Annotated in this window: 13 protein-coding genes; 5 read left to right on the forward strand and 8 right to left on the reverse strand. The window is 31.5% G+C overall.

Features of this window, described 5'->3' with window-relative positions; all coding sequences use genetic code 11:
* Positions 1-315 precede the first annotated feature (315 nt).
* From H0I32_RS15590 to H0I32_RS18100, 7 genes are all read right to left on the reverse strand, one after another.
* Positions 316-3,030 (reverse strand): outer membrane beta-barrel protein, encoded by a 2,715-nt coding sequence (locus H0I32_RS15590; protein ID WP_179314485.1) that lies wholly within the window; start codon positions 3,028-3,030, stop codon positions 316-318.
* A 193-nt stretch (positions 3,031-3,223) separates the two neighbouring features.
* Positions 3,224-4,561, reverse strand: a complete 1,338-nt coding sequence (locus H0I32_RS15595; protein WP_179314486.1) for a T9SS type A sorting domain-containing protein — start codon at positions 4,559-4,561, stop codon at positions 3,224-3,226.
* 316 nt (positions 4,562-4,877) lie between these two features.
* Entirely contained in the window at positions 4,878-5,645 is a 768-nt protein-coding gene (locus H0I32_RS15600) for a T9SS type A sorting domain-containing protein (RefSeq protein ID WP_179314487.1), read from the reverse strand.
* A gap of 180 nt (positions 5,646-5,825) precedes the next feature.
* Positions 5,826-7,739 carry a sulfatase gene (locus tag H0I32_RS15605; protein ID WP_179314488.1) on the reverse strand — a complete coding sequence of 638 codons (1,914 nt, stop codon included), beginning with the start codon at positions 7,737-7,739 and terminating at the stop codon, positions 5,826-5,828.
* Positions 7,740-8,794: 1,055 nt separating this feature from the next.
* A complete protein-coding gene (locus tag H0I32_RS15610) occupies positions 8,795-9,145 on the reverse strand; it encodes a DUF4047 domain-containing protein (RefSeq protein ID WP_179314489.1) in 351 nt (116 codons plus the stop codon).
* A 103-nt stretch (positions 9,146-9,248) separates the two neighbouring features.
* On the reverse strand, positions 9,249-13,382 hold the full coding sequence (locus tag H0I32_RS15615) for a two-component regulator propeller domain-containing protein (RefSeq protein WP_179314490.1): 4,134 nt from the start codon (positions 13,380-13,382) through the stop codon (positions 9,249-9,251).
* A 284-nt stretch (positions 13,383-13,666) separates the two neighbouring features.
* A complete protein-coding gene (locus tag H0I32_RS18100; RefSeq protein ID WP_256928776.1) occupies positions 13,667-13,798 on the reverse strand; it encodes a hypothetical protein in 132 nt (43 codons plus the stop codon).
* A gap of 538 nt (positions 13,799-14,336) precedes the next feature.
* Here H0I32_RS18100 and aldA point away from each other — a divergent pair.
* The 5 genes from aldA (at position 14,337) to H0I32_RS15640 (ending at position 19,940) form a co-directional block, all read left to right on the forward strand.
* Positions 14,337-15,776: an aldehyde dehydrogenase gene (aldA, locus tag H0I32_RS15620; protein ID WP_179314491.1), complete on the forward strand. Its 1,440-nt coding sequence runs from the start codon at positions 14,337-14,339 to the stop codon at positions 15,774-15,776.
* Between the two features lie 105 nt (positions 15,777-15,881).
* Positions 15,882-17,189, forward strand: a complete 1,308-nt coding sequence (fucP, locus tag H0I32_RS15625) for an L-fucose:H+ symporter permease (protein ID WP_179314492.1) — start codon at positions 15,882-15,884, stop codon at positions 17,187-17,189.
* A 52-nt stretch (positions 17,190-17,241) separates the two neighbouring features.
* A complete protein-coding gene (locus H0I32_RS15630; RefSeq protein ID WP_179314493.1) occupies positions 17,242-17,979 on the forward strand; it encodes a (Fe-S)-binding protein in 738 nt (245 codons plus the stop codon).
* 13 nt (positions 17,980-17,992) lie between these two features.
* Positions 17,993-19,360: a lactate utilization protein B gene (locus H0I32_RS15635; protein ID WP_179314494.1), complete on the forward strand. Its 1,368-nt coding sequence runs from the start codon at positions 17,993-17,995 to the stop codon at positions 19,358-19,360.
* Positions 19,353-19,940: a lactate utilization protein C gene (locus H0I32_RS15640; RefSeq protein ID WP_179314495.1), complete on the forward strand. Its 588-nt coding sequence runs from the start codon at positions 19,353-19,355 to the stop codon at positions 19,938-19,940. Before H0I32_RS15635 ends, H0I32_RS15640 begins: the two co-directional genes overlap by 8 nt.
* Before the next feature lie 262 nt (positions 19,941-20,202).
* Here the strand turns inward: H0I32_RS15640 and H0I32_RS15645 are convergent, their stop codons facing one another.
* Positions 20,203-20,931, reverse strand: a complete 729-nt coding sequence (locus H0I32_RS15645) for a tRNA-uridine aminocarboxypropyltransferase (protein WP_179314496.1) — start codon at positions 20,929-20,931, stop codon at positions 20,203-20,205.
* Positions 20,932-20,992: the final 61 nt, after the last annotated feature.

Below are 20,992 nucleotides of genomic sequence, written 5' to 3' on the forward strand. Positions count from 1 at the left end.
CATAAATATGCCTTTTTTTTCGCCATAATTACAAGATGAAGACACTGGTTTTGAGTTCTCCAGGATCTCTTTTGCTCCTAATAATTACTGATTGGTAAACGGCAAATTTAGACAGCACAAAGAATTAGCAACTCGTGTTTTGCGTAATTTACCTAATGCAAAAACATTCGAATTCGGCAATTAGTATTAAGACATCGATATCTCAAACCGCAACAACCGACCTATCCTTTTTGCACGTTTTATATGAAAGCGGTAGTAGATCGACTTTAAAATTATTAAAAGAATAAGATTACTTTCTATTGTTTTCTTAGAATTCTAATCGTTTTGTTGCTTTCCGTTACCTAATCGATAAGTGTAGCTCAAGATCATATAGCGTCCTAAACTTTCTGAGGTGGTTGCTTCAAAAAAGTTAGTCGTGCTTCGTCTTTCGATATCAACGTTTTTATCAAGAAGATCTATAAAAACCAGTTTAAGACTATTAGGGCCATTTCCAATACTATAGGAAATAGCCATATTCCATATTGGAAGTTGCAAATCTGTAGCAAACTGATTATCTGAAAACACGAAATAATCAAATTGGGTATTAAAATTTAATTGTTCTGTAAAATCATAATCCATAGCGGAATAGTAATGTTGCTTTCTATAGGTTCTATTAAGGTTTTGCTCTATAGAAAATGAGGTATTATTAACACTGTAGTTGGTCCCTAGCTTTAAATCTATAACATTCTTATTCGTGTTTTCTAAAGATAACCCCATTGAGATATCTTTTGAAACCACATCGTTAAGTTGTAAGTTAATTAATGATGTGGACGTATTATAAAAACTGTTGTTGGTTATAGCATAGCGAATTCCTAAGCCTTTTATTTTTTTACTAAAATTAAAATAAGCGGACAATCGTTGTCGCTCCCCACTATTGATATAGCTTCTCGTTTTAACAAAGTCATCGTCTATAGTAATGTTTTGAATAATAGCATCCTTTGAAAACTGATACTTAATCCTACTTGTAAAGTTTAATGATGATTTGTAGTTGAAGATATTAGCAATTAAAGAAATAGCGTCAGTCTTTTCTGTTTTTAACTGAGGATTTCCTTTTCTTATATAGAAAGGATTGAGATCATTAATAACTGTTGAGCTTTCCGAAGTTCGTGGGCTGCGTATTTTTCTATTATAGACCAAACGGTATTTTACACCATTTATAGGTTTGTATTGCACTATGGAAAACGGATTAACGTAAAATTGGTTACTAGTAAAACGATCTTCTGTAATGACACCAAACGATCGATCGAGCTCTTGAAGCTCAATACCAGAAAATATATTCAATTTTTTAGTGCTATAACTATAGCCAAATCGATTTTGCAAACTACTTTCCCTATGGTTGTATTTATAGCTAAGGAGTTCATCCTCATCATCATCAGATGCAAAGGTTTTAAATTGATAGATATCTTCATTTTGATTTAAGACTCTTAAAAAGAATTGAAACTTTAGGTAATGATTTCCGACTATGGGCGCTGTAAATTTAAAATTGAAATTATACAAACCGTTATTAAACACTTCATCTCTAAGCGCAAAAATGTCTCTATTTGAAGGGTTATCGGTGTTAATATTCCTAGTTATAAAAGTGGCCTGCTCATTGTCCTTACTTTGCTCGTATATTTTGGTTTTAAACCAAATACTAAAACTACGCCCTATTTTAGCTAATTTTTGAAAGAAATTGATGTCAAAGTCGAGTGACTTTTTAATGGTGGTATTACTATAATTTTGTTTGTTTGAAGTTACTAAATCACCATCTACTGTAGAATAAAATCCATCTCTCATTGAATACTGTGTTAGTGCATCCGAATTTAAACGCCCTTTAATAGTAAGGCTGTTACTCCTATTCGATTTGTTTTTATAATTAAAATTAAAATTGTGATTATTTGACTCTTTATTAAACCTATTATCAGCTTCATAATCATAGTTATTAGTATTGGCAAAAGAAATTCTTTTGGAAAAGGATGTGCCACGATTATCCGAAAGATTATAAAAATAGTCCGCATTTAAAAACTCTTTCTCTTTAAACTCATGACCTATATTAATGCCAACAACACCTGTTTTTAAATACCCACTTAAACTTTTTGATTGAGCAGCAGTACTGTTATCGTCATCAGACTCATCAGCAATACCATCAGCATTTTCTAAAAATCCCTGAATATTAGAGCCTGTAATATTGATGTTATTGTATTTACTAATAACTGCCAACTGTGTTTTTGGCGAAAATTTATTATAGTTAGCATTGCCAAAATAGCGGCTATCTAATCCCATACCTGCGGATACCTTTCCGAAACCTTGATTCTTTTTCGTCTTTTTCAAGGTAAAATTAATCACAACCTGTTTGTTACCGTCATCGACTCCTGTCAGTTCTGCCTCATCACTTTTTTTATCAATAATTTCAACTTTTGCAATGGCATCTGCCGATAAATTTTTTAATACAATAGCCGGGTCTCCGCCAAAAAATTCCTTACCATCGACAAATATTTTGGTCACTTCTTCACCTTTTGCAACGACTTCCCCATTAGATTCAACCTCTATACCTGGTAATTTTTTTAAAAGCGTTTCTAGATTATCACTTGGGTTCACTTTAAAAGAATTGGCATTAAAAGCAATTGTGTCTTCTTTAATTTGAATAGGAATTACTGCAGATAGCGTTACGGCATCTAATTCATAAGTATCTTCTTTAAGAATGACATTACCAATATCTATAGGTTGGTTTTTATAATGAATAGTCTCAAAATGCGTTATATACCCTAAATATGAAAATTGTAGTAACAGGGAGTCCTTTGGAGTATCAAAAATTGCAAATTCACCTTTAACATCAGTAAGCGCATAATTGAGAAATGTGGAATCCTTTTGTTTTAGAAGCGCTACGGAAACCAATGCTATAGGTACCCTGCTTTCATCATAAACGATCCCTTTAATTGGCGGTTCAGACTGAGCAAATAAACTATTAGACAAGGTCAGAAAAAGTAGTATTAAAAGTTTTGATGTGTTCATTACTAATTAAATCTCTTAAATCTCAAATTAGAGTGCTTACTATGTTTTTTAAAGCCCTTACCTTGCATATGTTTACTTATAAAACAAGTAGTATAAATATGCTTTGCAGAGGTTGTAGAAAAGTAAAAAAGTTCCATAGTTAATGTAACTAAGGAACTCTTTTATGATTTAATTTGTTATTTAATCAAATACTTTAATTTTTCACAACTCTTATTGTTTTAGAGCCAAATTGCGTTTTAATGTTAGCAATATAAATTCCTGTTGCTAAATCACTAATATCATAATTAGTTACTTCACTAAACGTTTTTAATAACTGGCCTGTAATATTATAAAGTTCTACGCTATCGATGCCGTTATTAGAATCTATTTGAAAACTGTTAGTTACAGGGTTAGGATAAACATTAATAGAAGCACTATTTAATTCAAAGTCATTTGTAGATAATGTGGCTCCAGCTGGACCTTGAAAAGCATCTAAATAATATATATTTCCTGTAGCCAGAAAATCAGCATCTGGTTGATCAAATAATAGGTTTACAGTACTATAAGATACACCTTCTGTAAGTGTAATTCCTGTAAAATCAAAGGTATATTCTTGCCATTGATCATAAACAGTAACATCAATTGTTACATTCTTTTGTCCTACTGTTTCAACTCCATCTCTTAAAAACAATCGTAACCTTCTACCAGAACTGCCATCTACATTCGTTGACGGTGCATAAGCTCTTATTTTAAAAATAGCAGCTGATTGATTTGCTGAGGTAATTACAGCTGGTAATTGGAACTTTAATTGTGAGTGTACATCATCTCCTTTTGTAAACTTGGCAACAAATGGACTGCTGTTTCCAGTAGTTGTTGGTGTAGCAACGGCTGATGCTTGTTCTAAAAACTCACCACCTTGTACCTCATTAAGTGATGCGCTAAATGTATCTGGGCTATAGTTATGGTACCATTCATTTCCAGCTTCTAAAACAGCTTCTGCATCCAAAGGTGGTTCAGGCACATTCTTATCAGTAACGTTAAATTTATATAATCTGGCTGCAGTTATTGATGGTGCAGTACCTAAATCTAAATCTGTAATTTCAAATCTAATAGGCGTTGGAGTAGTTGAAAATGTAACAGCTCCAACATAAGTAGCCGTTAACTGCTGGTAGGTACCAGTACCTCCATCGGTAGCGCTATACGTAAATGTTTGTGGTGTTTCAGTCCCAACCGTAATTTTTATAGCCATTGTATTAAATTCTCTTTTTCTAAAATCAAATGAAATAGTACCGTCAGTAGTACCTGATGAAGTTTGAGCAATAAGATCAAACGTTCCTGCAACATCATCAGAACCAGCTTCATCTGCTCTTATTTGAGTATATGCTGATGGATTTCCTCCTATAGTAGCAGCCGTACCAGTAGAAACAGAAGTTACCAAAGGGGAAACCATATTGAAATCTTGATCTACTGCATCCACTGTTATAATAGCTTGTGCAAATGCCAACGTAGTGGCAAACATAAAAGACATGATAAATAGTAATTGTTTTTTCATAATATATAGTTTTAAAATTTAGTTTATCAAAGTTCGTTATACAAGGTGGTTTCGCTTTGCTCATTTCAACCAAAAACTTTTCTATCAAAACTATTATAGTTAAATAATGGGTTTATTGCCTAATGAAGGGCATTCTCAAAATGAGTCTTAAAAGTATAGGCATTTGACAATTTATTTTTTGATAAAACTGAGATAACAATATTTTGTGATGTTGTGAGAAAACAAAAAAGTTCCTTCGTTAAATTTAACGAAGGAACTTTTTTTAATCGATTTATAACAACAACGTTCGTTGCTTTAAAGACTTGAATACAGAATCTTATTCTTTTACAATTCTCATTGTTTTAGAACCTAATTCCGTCTTAATCTTTGCAATATAAATACCTGTTCCTAAATCACTAATATCATAACTAGCTTCTTCGCTATATGTTTTTAATAGTTGGCCAGTAATATTATAAAGTTCTACACGCTCAATACTGTTGTTAGCATCTATTTGAAAGCTATTTTTTGTTGGGTTAGGATAAACTTTAACACTTGTCTCTTGTGTTTCAAAATCATCTACACCTAAAGTTTCATTAGAAAATCTAAGCCAATAGAATCTAATTCTAGCGCTATTAGAAAGGTCTTGTAAAATATTAATATCCAATGTTATCGTTTTAGGAACAGATGTAATAGTAACATTTTGCGAAAATGTTAACGTATCAAATGTCTCATAGGCATTAAGATTGCTTGCACTAGCGTCAGCAGCTAAACTAATCGGTGCGTCAGTTATGCCATCAACAGTCATAGTTACACTCCCAGAATTACCAAATAATTTTCTTACGTGAAAAACAATTGATGTTTCGAAATCTGCTCCAGAAGAAACTACATCAAAACTAATAGATCCATTAAGAACTTCTGGTATAGTTGCATTAAGATGAGCACCATTTCCGTTTGGTGCAAAAGGTCCTCCAGTTTGAGAATAAGCTGTACTTGCTATATTGATCTGCTGTGTTTCAGGATCCAATGGATCAAGCACTGTTGCTTGCCCAAATGTAAGACCTGTAGCCAAAAGCAAAATTGCTGTAAAAAGTAATTGTTTTTTCATAATATATATGGTTTTAAAATTAGTTAATCAAAATTAGTTATATTATTTTATTTTTCTTTGCTAAATTAACCCAAAAGTATGCTCATTTCCTGCGTAAATATTAAAAATACCTAAAAAACAATGGTTTATAATTTTATTTCTAGCTAAACATAACTGTTATCAACTTAATAGAAAACTTAATTATTTGCTACTTAAAGCATAGTTCGAATATTTCTTTTTCTCCTCTTTTAGAGATTTAATCGTAGGCATTTCAGGATAACTAACTAAGAAATTATTCGCATCAATTACATTAATAATATAATGTGTTGTGCCGTTAAGTAAATTAGCTGTTATGGTACCATCAGCGTTTATCTTAGCATCGGTTTTAAACCACTCTTCATAACGATGCCCCCCATTGGTGGTATATATTAAATCAGCCTTTACCACCTCAGCTCCATTTTCTTTGTATTTAAAAGTGACTTGGTTATGGTCTTTTGAATCAGATATTACAGTTGGAACTGTTTCTTTGTGCTCCATTTCACTAGTGTAATACGGGTTATATGAAGGATAACTGGCATTCATTTCTGTTAAAATTGAAGTCAAATGCGTATTCATTTCCATTGTTTTTTCAGGATGAGTGCTTGCTAAATTATGCGCTTCTTCAATATCTACGCGTTCTGCGACTCCGTTATCGGTCGCATATAATTTGTATAATTCAAATTGTGATTTTCTAGGATTATTTTTATAATCATAATTTCTAATGAACTTATAATCCCCTACACGCAAGGTGCTTTGATACGAAGCGTGTGGAAAATGCCACATCATCGTTGTTCTTTCTTTGCCATTTTCATCCAAAACTAATTTAGAATCTGTAGGGTCATTTAATAATAAGGTCGATAAATCTGCACCATCTAAATGTTTGTCTTTAGGCTTTTCAATACCTAATAAAGATAGGATTGTAGGGTAAAAGTCGAGACCGTTTACAACAACATCAGATTCTACTCCTTTTTTAATGCCTGGCCCCGAAATCAATAAAGGGACTCTTGTTCCCCCTTCTTTAGCGTTTATTTTTCCTTTGTCTAATGGATAATTATCGGTTACGATATCTCCATGCGCATTTTCCATCCCCCCATTATCTGAAGTAAAAATGATATAAGTGTTTTCACTTAGTTTATGACCTGGCCATCGTGGATCATCAGTAGTTTCTAAATAGTCAAAAACTTGTCCGACATAATGATCTAGCATTTCTACCATGGCCGCATAATAAGGGTTGTTTTGCCCTTTAACTTCCCAATGATCAGGATCTGTAGGATAGGGAAGACCTAATTTGTTACAATATTTTTCTAAAAGTGCTTTACTTCGTGTGTGTATTGGCGCATGCACTAAAAACGTGGCATAATACAAAAAGAAGGGATCTTGTTTATTTTCTTTTAAGAAATTTAAGGCATCCTGACTGTTTTGATGGTAAGGAAACCCATTCTCATCTAATCGGTAAGGATCGGAAGCATCAGTCGTTGCAAAATCGGTTAATCGGTGTGGTTTTTGAGGAACTGTTGCTCCACGATCTGCGGTAGAAATATCAAAGCCTTGATCTGTAGGTTGCGGAAATGCAAAGTGGTTAATAGCCATATGCCATTTCCCTGTATGGCCTGTAGTATAACCTTTTTCTTGCAATACTCTCGCTAATGTCATTTCGTTTTCTGGCATACGTCCGCTATACCAAGGATCCATAATACGCTGCGTCTCTTTACTAGCATAAACCGTAGGAGGTGCTCCTCCAACCACATGTGTCTTTTGAGCTCTTGCCGGATGGTTTCCACTCATTATGGCACATCGACTAGGTGCACAAGTAGGCGCTGGAGAATACGCCTGCCAAAACTGAACTCCTTTTTTTGCTAAGGCATCTAAGTTTGGTGTTTCGTATGGAGATGGTTCATCGATATCGTACACCTTTACGTCTTGCCATCCTAAATCATCCGTAAGTAAGAGTAGAACATTGGGTTCTGGCCTATCGGTGCTCTGAGTATTTTGATTCGTTACTTTTGAATTTTGTGCATTACAGCTAAAATATAAAATTCCAACAATAATACATTTGATATAAGCTTTATATTTCATCTCAGTTTTATTAAATTATTTCTTTGCTCTTAAAAGCGTTATTGACATTTTATTGACTTCAGCGAAATAACAAAATGATACCGTAATAGTGTTACTTATATTACTTAAAACCTTGCTTTAATCCACCAATCTATCATTTTTATTACAATTGGATGTACAGATTACTAACAACATCTTTCCAAACCGACAAAACCACAAACAAAACAATTAAGATATAACAATCATATTATCAAGTGATTATAGATAAATTATTGTAAAGAATTACAGTAAGAAGCTGATGGATTAGAGAAACCACAATAATAGCCTGTCCATTATCTTTATAAAAAATTAAAAAGCATGATTAACAAAATTAATATAATAATTTTATTTATATTTTTTCAGCTTAACTCCAGTTGCAGCACAGCAAGTTTGGTACGGAAATTCAAGTCAAACAAATAACATCCAGTTCTCTAACACGCAACAAGGACTTTTTACAATAGATGAAACAAACCCTGAGACCAATGGCATAGACTCAAATGTAACTGTTTTTAAATTCGTAAGAAATGGGCAATAAAATTCAAGAATTATTTTTGATTTATCAGTACCTATAACAAATTTGTCCTCATATACGATAGCGTTAAAAGCATACACATCCATACAAACTTCTGATTTGAACACCATAAATAGTAGAATCCGATTGTTTTAAAAAAACTCAACTATTGAAGGGTCAAGCAACCTATATACATACAAGCAAATTTTTCTGTAGGGGAAGCTTGGGAGTCTTTTTCTTACGATTTTGATCAAGAAACAATTCCTTCCGATGTTATAACTGCTAGAGGTTACGATCAAATTTATCTAAAAGAAATATTTAGTGTAGTTATTAACCTTTAAAACAAGACTATGCTACCAAAAAATATCCTTTAAAAGTATTCAGATAATGAATACTTTTAAAGGATATTAAACTTGTCAATTTCAATAAGAGAGTACTCTTCTATAAACTTGAATGCTTTTAATTTATTGCAAGTCTTGCACCTATTTTATAAATAGGTATGTAGAGTTACCACTTATAAAAGAATTTACTTTTTCTTCTTATTCTTTCTGGATGCCGCCTTTATTTCTTTAGCTCTGTCTTTTCCAAAGGCTTTATTAAGAGACTTAGAAAATTCTTTATTACTTTCTTTTCTTTTTTCTTTTAGCTCTTCAGAACCTTTTTCATACTTAGCATTAATTTCAAAAGTAGACTTCACCTGTGCCTCTTTTAATGCTATTAATGTTTCCTTTTCTTCACTCGTTAGTGTTAACTTACTTTCTACAGCTTCTACATATGCACTAACTTTTTGGTCTATTTTTTTATCTGCATTTTTTTGAGCAAATAATGAACTGCACATGGCAATACTAAATACAAGTAATACTATTGTTTTTTTCATAATTTCAAAATTGTTAAGGTTAATTAATTATTGTTTACAACAAACTTAATTAATATCTACTTTAATGGCATTCTATAATGCATCATTTCATTGCTGAAAACTATCATTTCTGCCTTTTTGAGTACTCTGAAGGCGATACTCCATGCAACTTTTTAAATGAGGTAGAAAAATATGAATTAGATTCTATACCTATTTGATACATGACTTCTGCAACATTAAAACCGCTATTACTATCTAATAGTTCTGCAGCTCTCTGCAATCTGAAATTACGTAAATAAGCATTTGGAACTTGCCCAGTTAATTGCTTTAATTTTCTATAGAAATGGGAAGAACTTAACCCTGCTTCTGTAGATAATTCTTCTACACCAAAACTTGAATTCGATAAGTTTTTCTCTATTATTTCTGTTATATTCTCTAAAAATTCAAGATCTCTTTTAGAGAATTCTATTTCTTTATTGTTTTTTGGAGGTAAACTATTTTTTGAGAAATAATCTTTTATCTTCACGTTATTCTCAATTAACTTTTTAAGTCTAAGCTCTAGATGCTTTAAAGAGAATGGTTTACTTATATATTCATCGGCGCCAAATTCTAAACCTTTAATTAAATCTACATTATCTGCTAAAGCGGTTAATAATAAAACGGGGAGTTGACAGGTTTCTGAATTGGATTTAATACGTTTACACAATTCAAAACCATCCATTTCAGGCATCATTATATCACTTATAACGGTACTAAATTCTGTTTTTTTAATTTCTTCTAATGCTTCAATTCCATTGCTTGCAATAGTGATATTATATTTATCAGACAATGCGTTTTTTAGAAAATTTTGTATGTCTAATTCATTATCTACAACTAAAACATTATGTTGTTTTTTACTTTGTTGTTTTTTATTATGCTCATTTAAACTCTTACCTTGTAAGGGGACCCAATTTTTTATAAATGTTTTCTTTACTTTATTATCTTCTATGTCAACTTCTTCAATTTTAAAAGACGGAATTACAACGGTAAAGCGAGTTTCTGTATTCGGTTTACTTTTTACAGAAATACGTCCGTTAAATAGTTCTATCAAAGATTTACAAAAGGATAAACCAATACCTCCACCACTAACATTACCATCTTCATTTCCTAATTGGTAAAAACGTTCAAAAATGTCATTTAAATTTTCTTTCGGAATGCCTTTTCCAGTGTCAATAACATCAATTTTTATCATTTTAATATCTTCTTCAAATATTATAGAGGCATCAATACTTATAGTTCCTTGTACGGGTGTGTTTTTAAAAGCATTAGACAGTAAATTAAAAAGTATTCTTTCTAATTTTTCTACATCTATAACCACTTCTTCATTTGGAGAACTTACTTTGTAATGAAAATTAATGTTCTTTTCTAAGGCATAATTTTCAAAAGCTTCTGTTGTTGGATATAAAAATTCTCCTAAAGTAGACTTTGTAAAGTTTAAATTTAGATAGCCTTGTTCTGCTTGTCTAAACGTTATTAATTGATCAATTAAACTTAAAAGACGATGTGTGTTTCTCTTTATAATTGCTAAAAATTTCTCACTATCTGGGTTATTGTTATTTTCAATAACTCTATCCAGTGGACCAGAAATTAATGTAAGTGGTGTTCTAAATTCATGTGATAAATTGGTGAAATATTTGAATTTCCCTTGATTAACGACTTCGATTCTATTTTTATCTATTTGCTCATAAATTAATTTTTGCTTTAATTTTTCATGCTGAACAAAATAAAAAATAATACCAACACCAATACCTAAGCCAATAAGAATTAACAAAGAATAACTCCACCAAGTTTGATACCAAAGCGGTAAAACTACTAAGGTTAATGTCTTGACTGAAGTACTCCAAACACCATCTCCATTAGCTGATTTGACCTTTAGAGTATAAGTTCCTGCAGATAAATTAGTATAAGTAATGCTCGATTTTCCTTCGTCTGTTTCTACCCAATCTTTATTAAAACCATCTAATTGATATGCTATTTTATTTTTTGCAGAAGCAGAGGTATGCTCAGCGACTAAATTAAAAGAAATAATACGCTGACTTTTAGAAATTGTAATGGTATCTATTTCTGAAATCGCTTTTTTAAGAGTCGTTATGTTATTTAATTTATCTCCTATTTTTACAGGTTTATTATTAATTAATAGCGACGTAATTAAAACTTTTGGGGGCTGTGTATTTAAGGATATTTTTTGTGGATCAAAAATAGTTAAGCCGTTTAAACCTCCAAAATACATATAGCCAGATTTCCCTAAAGTATATGCCGATTGTCTAAAATTATTTTGCATCAAGCCATCGCTTACATCAAATACATTTACTTTGTTTGTGTCTGTATTAAACCTAACCAATCCCATATCTGTACTCAACCACAAATAGGCACTATTTTTTTGCGGTAAAATTCCGTAAATAACATCATCTGGTAAAATATCATTTTTCCGAAAGTATTCTATCTTTAATGGATTGCTATCACCATCTAATATTAATTTGTTTAAACCACCACCAAATGTACCAATCCAGATATTTTTTTTATCATCTTCATGTAGCGTAAAAACACTATTGTAACTTAGTTTACTACTTTCTGTTTTATTATCGCTATACTGTCTTATGATCTCAACTTTACCATTAACATATTTGCATTGTAATAAACCCATATCAGTACCAAACCATAATTGACTCTGACTATCTTGTAAAAAGCACTGTACTTTATTTGCTGTTACATTTAAAGTCGATTTAGCATTGATTTTTGGTAAGCTTGCTTCATCAATTTCTTTCCATGGATTTTCTATAACTAGAATTTTATTCCCTGCTAAAATAAAATCGTTATCATTTATTTGCTCAATTTTTCTGGTTAATAGTATGGATGCATTATCTCCTTTTGATAAAAATAGAAGCTCTTTAAATTTTTTTCTTATAGGACTGTAAACAATTACTTTTTTGTCTGTACCAAACCAAATATAATTTCTCTTATCTTGATAAATGCATCTTATTACGTCATTATTTACAATGGGTAATTTACTTTGTAAATCTTCAAACTGAATTTCATCTAAATTGTTTCCATTGATGGCATCTTTACTTCTAAATAATTTTTTATTATAGCCTGAAGCCCAAATTTTACCATTATTATCTTCTAAAATGGAAGTGATTAAATTATCACCAATAGAAAACTTGTCATAAGGATTGTTTGTGTAAGAATAAAATGGTTTTTGTAAGAGGTCTAGTTTGTTTATTCCACCTTGTGCGGTACCAACCCAGAAGACATTGAAATTATCTTGATATACTGCATTGATTTGACGGCTACTAATACTATTTTCATTCTTTGCATCGTAATCAAAATGTTTAAAAGAATTTAGAATAGGATTAAATTTATAGAGTCCATTACCTGCTGTTGCTATCCAAATAGCATTATCATTATCTTTAAAAAGACTATTAACATAAAGTGAAGAATCTTGGTTAGGAATTTTTATTTTCTTGACTAAATAATCAGAGTTAGCACCTAAATTGGAACTATACAAACCTGCAGTAGTACCAATCCAAAATATATTATCCACTTTTATTATTTCAGTAATCTCTTTACCTATAAAGAAACTAAAATCATATGAATCTTGAATAATGGATTTTAATATTGGGCTTTCAGATTGATACTTCACTTCTTTCAATCCTTTATTTGTTCCTAAAATAATTGAAGAATGAAGTCCAAATGTAAATGTATTAATTTCTGTAGGCTCTCCTTTTAAATCCAGAATATTCTCCGACACTTCAAAAATACCATTACTGATATCTTTTAACTTGCATCGTATTAATTCTTTTGAGGACGTTATCCAAACATAATCGTCGGTTTTATTAGCAATAATCTTATTAACATCAATATTGTGATTAAGAGGAACGGTAAAAAAACGTTCTAACCAAGGAACATAAATGTTAACTCCAGTTTTAGTACCAATCCAAAGAATACCATCTTTATCATTAAATAAACTAGTAATATTATTGCTAGAAATAGTAGACTCTCCTTTAATTTGAGTACTAAATGTTTTAAATTCATATCCATCATAGCGAATTAACCCATTTGGAGTTGCATACCATAAAAAACCATATTTATCTTGTTCTATGGCATTAACTGTATTTTGATTAAAACCTTCTTTATTAGAAATTCTTTCAAATTTTTGAGAATAAGCTTGTTCTGAAATTAGTGTAATTACAACACTAATAAAACATATAATTCTACGCATCTTACATATTTAAATTGGCTGGATAATATACATATTTAAATTTATTATTTAATAAATTTAAATATTTTTTACTTTAAAATAATGTCTGTAATAAAAAGGAAAATGCTCATTAATATATTTATGAAAACGATCTAAATATAATTTCCTTGATTTACATAATATAATAGTTCCTTCTTTAAAAATGTGATATCAGTATGCGAATTGTAAAACGCGTCAATTGCTAGGTTGATTGTAAATCCTTTAATGTTATATCCTATAGTATAATAGAAATATTCACATCAATGTTAGATAAACCATCTAAAGGATTTGTATGTATTCGATTCTTTGTCGCTTTTCTCTAAGGGTATAAATTCATCATTCTCTTTAGAAACAATATTTCTATTCTTTAGAGATTGTATAAATCTTTTATTGATCATTACATCTAATTTTTACTGATGCACTCCTTATATATTAACACCTATAGAATTGTCAAAAAGACCTACCAACCTTGCTTTATTTACATCATGGTTAATTATTTTGGTAGCCTAACTTCGGTATCGTACAAATTTAGCAAATAGACCTAGGCTCACGGTTTAAATACTCAAGACGAGAGTCTAATTATGTTTGTTTTTAGGCTTATGAGGATTTTGAGCAATCAATTGACGGATTTGAGAAAGCCACTTCACCTTTTTTTTTCATTATTTGTTGAGACCAATACTATTAGGTTGTAGATCAAAAAAATCTATAGCAATATATAAGTTTTTCAACATCAAATATTGTTAAGATTTTAAACACAGAAATCATTCTATGTTTAAATTATACATATTATTGATTAATATGGATAAATATCAAAATCACATTTTTATATAAGTTTGTGAACCAAATTAGCAGATAAGAATTCGAACTATTGTTTTTTTTTAGTAAAAACTTCGAATTTATTAAACATATAACAACATAAACTAAACGTAAACACTCATGAAAGAATTTAATCAATTTATAAATGGAAAATTTGTAAAATCTACTTCTTCAGAAGTAACAAAAGTACTTAACCCTTGTACAGAAGAAGTATTGTCAGAGATACCACATGGTTCTGTTGAAGATGCTAACAAAGCATTAGATGCAGCAAAAGAATCGCAACATGCTTGGAAATCTATAACAGCAATTGAGCGTGCGGGCTATTTAAATAAAATGGCTAATGTCATTCGTGAAAATCGTGTGTTTTTAGCAGAAACTTTAGCAGCAGAACAAGCTAAGGTTATAGGATTAGCGCAAGTAGAAATTGATGTTACAGCCGATTATTTTGATTATAACGCAGGTTGGGCAAGACGAATAGAAGGAGAAATTATTCAGAGCGATAGAGCTAAAGAACATATCTTTTTACATAAAGCACCTATAGGTGTCTCAGTAGGTATATTACCATGGAATTTTCCATTTTTTGTAATGGCAAGAAAAGTGGCACCATCTTTAGTAACAGGTAACACATGTGTTATTAAGCCAAGTTGTGTAGCTCCAAATACCGTTATGGAATTTGTAAATCTTATTGAAAATATAGGATTACCTGCAGGTGTCTTAAACTTTGTTTGTGGTTCTGGTCCAATAGTTGGAAATGCATTAACAAAAAGTCCTATTACAGGTATTGTAAGTTTAACAGGGAGTGTTTATGCTGGCCAGAAAATTATGGAAGCTGCAGCACCAAACATTACTAAGGTATCTTTAGAATTGGGAGGAAAAGCACCTGCTATTGTATGTGCTGATGCTAATTTAGAATTAGCTGTTAATGCTATTGTTAACTCTAAAATAATCTTTAGTGGACAAGTTTGTAACTGTGCAGAACGTGTTTATGTAGAAGATTCTATATATGATGAGTTTATGGATAGAGTGACAAAGAAATTCAACGAAGTAAAAATTGATGATGCGTTCTCTGCCAACAATCCAGATATGAGTAGTATGGTGTCTCAAGCACAAATTGATAAAGTTGAAGAAATGGTAAACTTTGCTAAAAAAGAAGGTGCTGAAGTTGTAGTGGGAGGAAAGAGATCTAGCCAGTTCGATAGAGGTTATTTCTACCAACCGACTTTATTAACTAACGTTAAGCAGAATATGCAAATTATACAGGAAGAAGTATTTGGTCCTGTTTTACCAGTAATGACATTTAGCACGCTTGATGAAGCAATTGCTTTATCAAATGACAGTGACTTTGGGTTAACATCATCTATTTTCTCTGAGAATTTTAATAAAGTAATGCATGCTAGTCAAGAATTAGAATTTGGCGAAACTTACATCAACAGAGAACATTTTGAAGCGATTCAAGGATTCCACGCAGGATGGAAAAAATCTGGTTTAGGCGGAGCAGATGGAAAGCATGGTATGGAAGAATATCTTCAAACCAAGGTAATCTATGCACAATACAGATAATGCAAAATAAAATTAAGCTAAAAACACTATTTGTTTTTCAGACAATAAAATGAGTCTATAAACTGAATAGTGTTTTTTTCTTAAGACAAACTAAATTAAACCAAAATGAACAACAACAACACTGACAAAATACCAATAGTCTCTAAAGAGGTCATCCTTCCTTTCATATTGATTACATCTCTATTCGCACTTTGGGGTTTTGCTAACGACATTACAAATCCAATGGTTGCTGCATTTGCAACTGTAATGGAAATTTCAACCGCTAAAGCAGCACTTGTGCAATTAGCTTTTTATGGAGGTTATGCGACTATGGCTATACCAGCGGCACTTTTTGTTAGGAAATATAGCTATAAAAGTGGTATTATTTTAGGTTTGTCATTATATGCTGTTGGTGCTTTAATGTTTTTTCCTGCTGCTGAATTTGAAATATTTGGATTCTTTTTAGCATCACTCTATATTTTAACTTTTGGGCTTGCTTTTTTAGAAACGACTTCTAATCCTTTTATTTTATCTATGGGAGACGAGCGTACCGCAACACAACGTTTAAATTTAGCACAAGCATTTAACCCAATTGGTTCGCTTTTTGGAATGTTTGTAGCTTCAAAATTTATACTTGTAGCTTTGGATTCTGATATTAGAAATGAAGCAGGTGAACTCATTTTTACGACATTAAACGAAACTCAAAAAGCAATTATTAGAACCCACGATTTAGCAATTATTAGAGACCCTTATGTCATTCTTGGCTTTGTCGTTATAGCCATGTTAGTTGTCATCTCTATAACAAAAATGCCTAAACGAGTAAAAAATGAAAATCCAACAAGTGCGGCATCTTCATTCAAAAGATTATTCAAAAATGGAAAATATAAAGAAGGAGTTATAGCGCAACTATTTTATGTCGCGGCACAAATTATGTGTTGGACATTCATTATTCAATATGCAGGAAATTTGGGAATATCAAAAGCAGATGCTCAAAATTATAACATTATCGCGATGTCCATATTTTTAGTTAGTCGTTTTGTAAGTACGTTTTTAATGAAATATATAAACTCAAGAAAGTTACTAATGATTTTTGCACTATGTGCTATGGTAACTACGTCTGGTGTTATTTTAATTGAAGGTATTATGGGACTTTACTTATTAGTAGCTACTTCAGCTTTTATGTCTCTAATGTTCCCAACCATTTATGGTATTGCTCTAAATGGATTAAGTGAAGAAGATTCAACTTTAGGAGCTGCTGGTTTAGTAATGGCAATTGTTGGTGGTGCTTTAATGCCAATCTTACAAGGGTTAATGATAGATACAGAAAAGATAGGACCGTTTTCTGGTGTTAATTTCTCTTTCATTCTTCCTTTTATTTGTTTCTGTTTTATTGCTTTATATGGGTATAGAACTTTAAAAATTTATAACGATTAGTAATAAAAAAGGAATGTTAACGGATAAAGTATATGAATTATAAAAGCACATTATGAAAGTAGGATTATTTATTCCTTGTTATATCAATCAATTATATCCACAGGTTGGAGTAGCAACGTTAGAACTATTGGAGAAACTTAATGTAAACGTTACATATCCTTCTGGGCAAACATGTTGTGGACAACCAATGGCTAATTCAGGTTATGAATCTGAATCGGTAGGTGCTTGTCATAATTTTGTAGAAAATTTTAAGGATTTTGATTATGTAGTCACACCATCTGGAAGCTGTGCTTACCATGTTAAAAAGCACTATGATATCATACCACAAACAGAAGCAGTTACTAATGTTAGGAATAACGTTTACGAACTATGCGACTTTATTGTTAATATCCTCAAAATAAAAAATGTAAACGCAAAATTCCCACATAAGATAGGAGTACACAAAAGTTGTCATGGTTTACGTGGATTACGATTAGGATCTTGTTCTGAACTTGTTGGACCGTCCTTTTCATCGATAGAAGATCTTTTGAACGAAGTTGAAGGTGCAGAATTGATGTCATTAGCAAGAAAAGATGAGTGTTGTGGCTTTGGAGGTACTTTTGCTGTAACAGAAGAAGCTATTTCTGTAAAAATGGGTAAAGATAAAATTAAGGATCATTTAGAAAGTGGAGTAGAAGTAATAACAGCTACAGATACATCTTGCCTGATGCATTTAGAAGGTTTGATTAATAGAAACAAACAACCCTTAAAAGTATTACACATCGCCGAAATTTTGAATAGTAGTATTTAAACTTAAAGTAAAAATGAATCATTCAAAAGCAGCATCTATATTTAATAAAGACGAGAAAAAGGTCGATTGGCACGATAAAGCCTTATGGTTTGTAAGGCATAAACGCGATAAAGCGGTACATGCTGTTGAAGGCTGGGAATCGTTACGTAATTACGGCCACGGAATTAAAGCGCATACACTTTCAAATTTAGATAACTATTTAATTCAATTTGAAGAAAATGCTTTAATAAATGGAGTACAAGTTCATTGGGCAGCCGATGGAGACGAACATAACAGAATTGTTCATGGCATCCTTAAATCGCATAATGCAAAGAAAGTTGTAAAAAGTAAATCGATGCTTACTGAAGAGTGTCATTTAAACCCTTTTTTAGAAGCTGATGGTATTGAGGTTATTGATACGGATTTAGGAGAACGCATAGTGCAATTGGCCAAAGAGCCACCAAGTCATATAGTATTACCTGCTATCCATAAAACAAAAGAAGAGGTTGATGAACTTTTTCAAGAACATTTAGGTACAAAACCTTCAGGTGGAGATCCTCAGTATTTAACAGGAGAAGCAAGAAAGCATCTTCGTCAGAAATTTATAAGTGCAGATGCCGCCATTACAGGTGTTAATTTTGCTATAGCAGATACAGGTGGTTTTGTAGTTTGTACCAATGAAGGGAATGCCGATATGGGTGCGCATTTAGCTCCTATTCATATTGCATGTATGGGGATTGAAAAACTCATTCCCAAACAAGAACACTTAGGAGTTTTCTTGAGATTGTTAGCAAGAAGTGCTACTGGACAACCAATTACGACGTATTCATCGCATTTTAAAAAGCCAATTAATGGTAATAAAATGCATATTGTAATTGTAGATAATGGTAGAACAGAGCAATTAAGCAGACCAGATTTTAGAGCATCGTTACATTGTATTCGTTGCGGAGCTTGTATGAATACTTGTCCTATTTACAGACGAAGTGGAGGACATAGCTATGATGCAACAATTCCAGGTCCTATAGGCTCTATTTTATCTCCTGGTAAAGATCTTACAAAACATAGTAGTTTACCATTTGCATCTACCTTATGTGGATCATGTTCAGATGTGTGTCCTGTAAAAATTGATATCCATAGTCAGTTGTACAAATGGAGACAGATTATAACTAAAGAAACGCCTCAGCCATTTATTAAGAAAACATCTATGAAAATGATGGGCAAAGTATTTGCTAAACCAATGCAATTTGAACGTGTTGGAAAGGTAGCGAGATGGTCTCTAAGAACTTTGCCGAAAGGAATAATTAACTCAAAACCAAATGTTTGGGGGAAAGAAAGAGATTTACCATCAGGACCAACCGAAAGTTTTGACGATTGGTATAAAAAAAGAAGAGAGAATGAGTAGTAGAGAACATATTTTATCAAGAGCAAAAGCAAATAAGCCAGACTTATTAGAACTTCCAAACATAGATTTAAATGTTTTTGTAGATGGAAGAGATCTAATGAAAGAATTTACCACAAAAGTTGAAGTGGTTGGAGGTAATGTTGTTAACGCGTTATCAAAAGAGAATATTATTTCTCAAGTGATATCTTTATTTCCAGATACAAAAGTTAATTTTTCGACACTTGAAGGAACTCAAGATTTTAATACGGTTTCTTTAGAAGCACTAAATAAGCCGCATGAACTAGAAGATTTAGATATACTGATACTTGAAAGTAACATAGGTGTCGCAGAGAATGGAGCTATTTGGTTATCAGACAATCAAATTCCTATACGCGTATTACCGTTTATTACAAAGCATTTGGTCTTGGTATTAAATAAAGAAAACATAGTTTCTTTTATGCACCAAGCCTATCAAAAAATAGCTTCTAGTGAAACTGATTTTGGGGTTTTTATTTCTGGACCATCAAAAACTGCAGATATAGAACAATCTTTGGTTATTGGGGCACAAGGTGCCCTGAGTTTGACTGTTTTTATTCATTAGGTCAAAATAGTTATTAAAGGAGTAACGAAGTTAAAGGTTATAATATTTAGTAGTAAAATATAGATTAGTAATATTTTAAACTTAATTAATAAAATAATATTTATTTTAAAATAAATATTATTAGAAGAAAAAGCCGCAATAGGGAGCGGCTTTTTTGGTTACAAAAATTTTGTTAGATACTGAATTATGTTCATAAAAGCATAATCCTTCCAAAAAATGAATTTCTCATGATTAATTTTAAAATCATTTTAGGATTGATTATTTAATTCTCTTTTTCAAAAATTATATTTCTTTCTGTACTTTTTTTATACAAGTTCTTAGTAATAATCTCATTGCTCTCAGTTGAACGATAATTCTTATTATTTGGGTTTTGCAGATATTCAAGTTGATGCTCAATCATCTTTTCAAAAGGAACAAGAAAGTCCTTTGTATCGCATTGTTCTAAGCCACCTTTTTTAAGTAAATTTAAGACTGTATAGACAGACTCAATAGTACTAAGACAAAGAGGCTCTGGCTGCTGCTTGATGATAAATTTTGATTTAATTTCATTATCAAAACTGACCCTTTTTAGTTCTTGTAAGTTCTTACTTAGTTTTAGCATTTTACGGGCACAAGGCCACGTACCATCAAGAATAAAGATGTTTGGATTACTGCCCATAAATGAATTTATCTCTGAACCTTCTCTTACAGATAAGTTGAAATTATCTTTACCTGGATAAAGTAAAAAAGAAGATTTTTTTTCTTTAGTCAGAATTTCATTTACACGGTTATTATTAGTGAAATCTACTCCAACTATAATTTCAGAATTTTTAAGTTGAAGCTTAGTCATATGTCCTGTTCCGTTTTTTTCTTTTTTGTACTCTTTAGGGTGCATAAGAATAATAAAACGAGTTTTAGTCTGTAAGGGACTAATGTGTTTACAAATACATGTGCTTTTAGGATTCATGCATTTGTAGCATGTTGATCTTGGATTTTTTATTTCTATTTGCAAAGTGAATATTTCTTTATTTTTCTAACGTTTTTGTCTGTCACTTATTTAGTGAAGTGAAGGT

Source organism: Winogradskyella sp. HaHa_3_26 (genome assembly GCF_019278425.1).
In the GTDB taxonomy this organism is placed as follows: Bacteria; Bacteroidota; Bacteroidia; order Flavobacteriales; family Flavobacteriaceae; genus Winogradskyella; species Winogradskyella undariae.

What these genes read in the sequence shown, in the direction of transcription:
- H0I32_RS15590 (WP_179314485.1), bottom strand. Translation starts at nt 3,030, where the DNA reads ATGAACACATCAAAACTTTTAATACTACTTTTTCTGACCTTGTCTAAT.
- H0I32_RS15595 (WP_179314486.1), bottom strand. Translation starts at nt 4,561, where the DNA reads ATGAAAAAACAATTACTATTTATCATGTCTTTTATGTTTGCCACTACG.
- H0I32_RS15600 (WP_179314487.1), bottom strand. Translation starts at nt 5,645, where the DNA reads ATGAAAAAACAATTACTTTTTACAGCAATTTTGCTTTTGGCTACAGGT.
- H0I32_RS15605 (WP_179314488.1), bottom strand. Translation starts at nt 7,739, where the DNA reads ATGAAATATAAAGCTTATATCAAATGTATTATTGTTGGAATTTTATAT.
- H0I32_RS15610 (WP_179314489.1), bottom strand. Translation starts at nt 9,145, where the DNA reads ATGAAAAAAACAATAGTATTACTTGTATTTAGTATTGCCATGTGCAGT.
- H0I32_RS15615 (WP_179314490.1), bottom strand. Translation starts at nt 13,382, where the DNA reads ATGCGTAGAATTATATGTTTTATTAGTGTTGTAATTACACTAATTTCA.
- H0I32_RS18100 (WP_256928776.1), bottom strand. Translation starts at nt 13,798, where the DNA reads ATGATCAATAAAAGATTTATACAATCTCTAAAGAATAGAAATATTGTT.
- aldA (WP_179314491.1), top strand. Translation starts at nt 14,337, where the DNA reads ATGAAAGAATTTAATCAATTTATAAATGGAAAATTTGTAAAATCTACT.
- fucP (WP_179314492.1), top strand. Translation starts at nt 15,882, where the DNA reads ATGAACAACAACAACACTGACAAAATACCAATAGTCTCTAAAGAGGTC.
- H0I32_RS15630 (WP_179314493.1), top strand. Translation starts at nt 17,242, where the DNA reads ATGAAAGTAGGATTATTTATTCCTTGTTATATCAATCAATTATATCCA.
- H0I32_RS15635 (WP_179314494.1), top strand. Translation starts at nt 17,993, where the DNA reads ATGAATCATTCAAAAGCAGCATCTATATTTAATAAAGACGAGAAAAAG.
- H0I32_RS15640 (WP_179314495.1), top strand. Translation starts at nt 19,353, where the DNA reads ATGAGTAGTAGAGAACATATTTTATCAAGAGCAAAAGCAAATAAGCCA.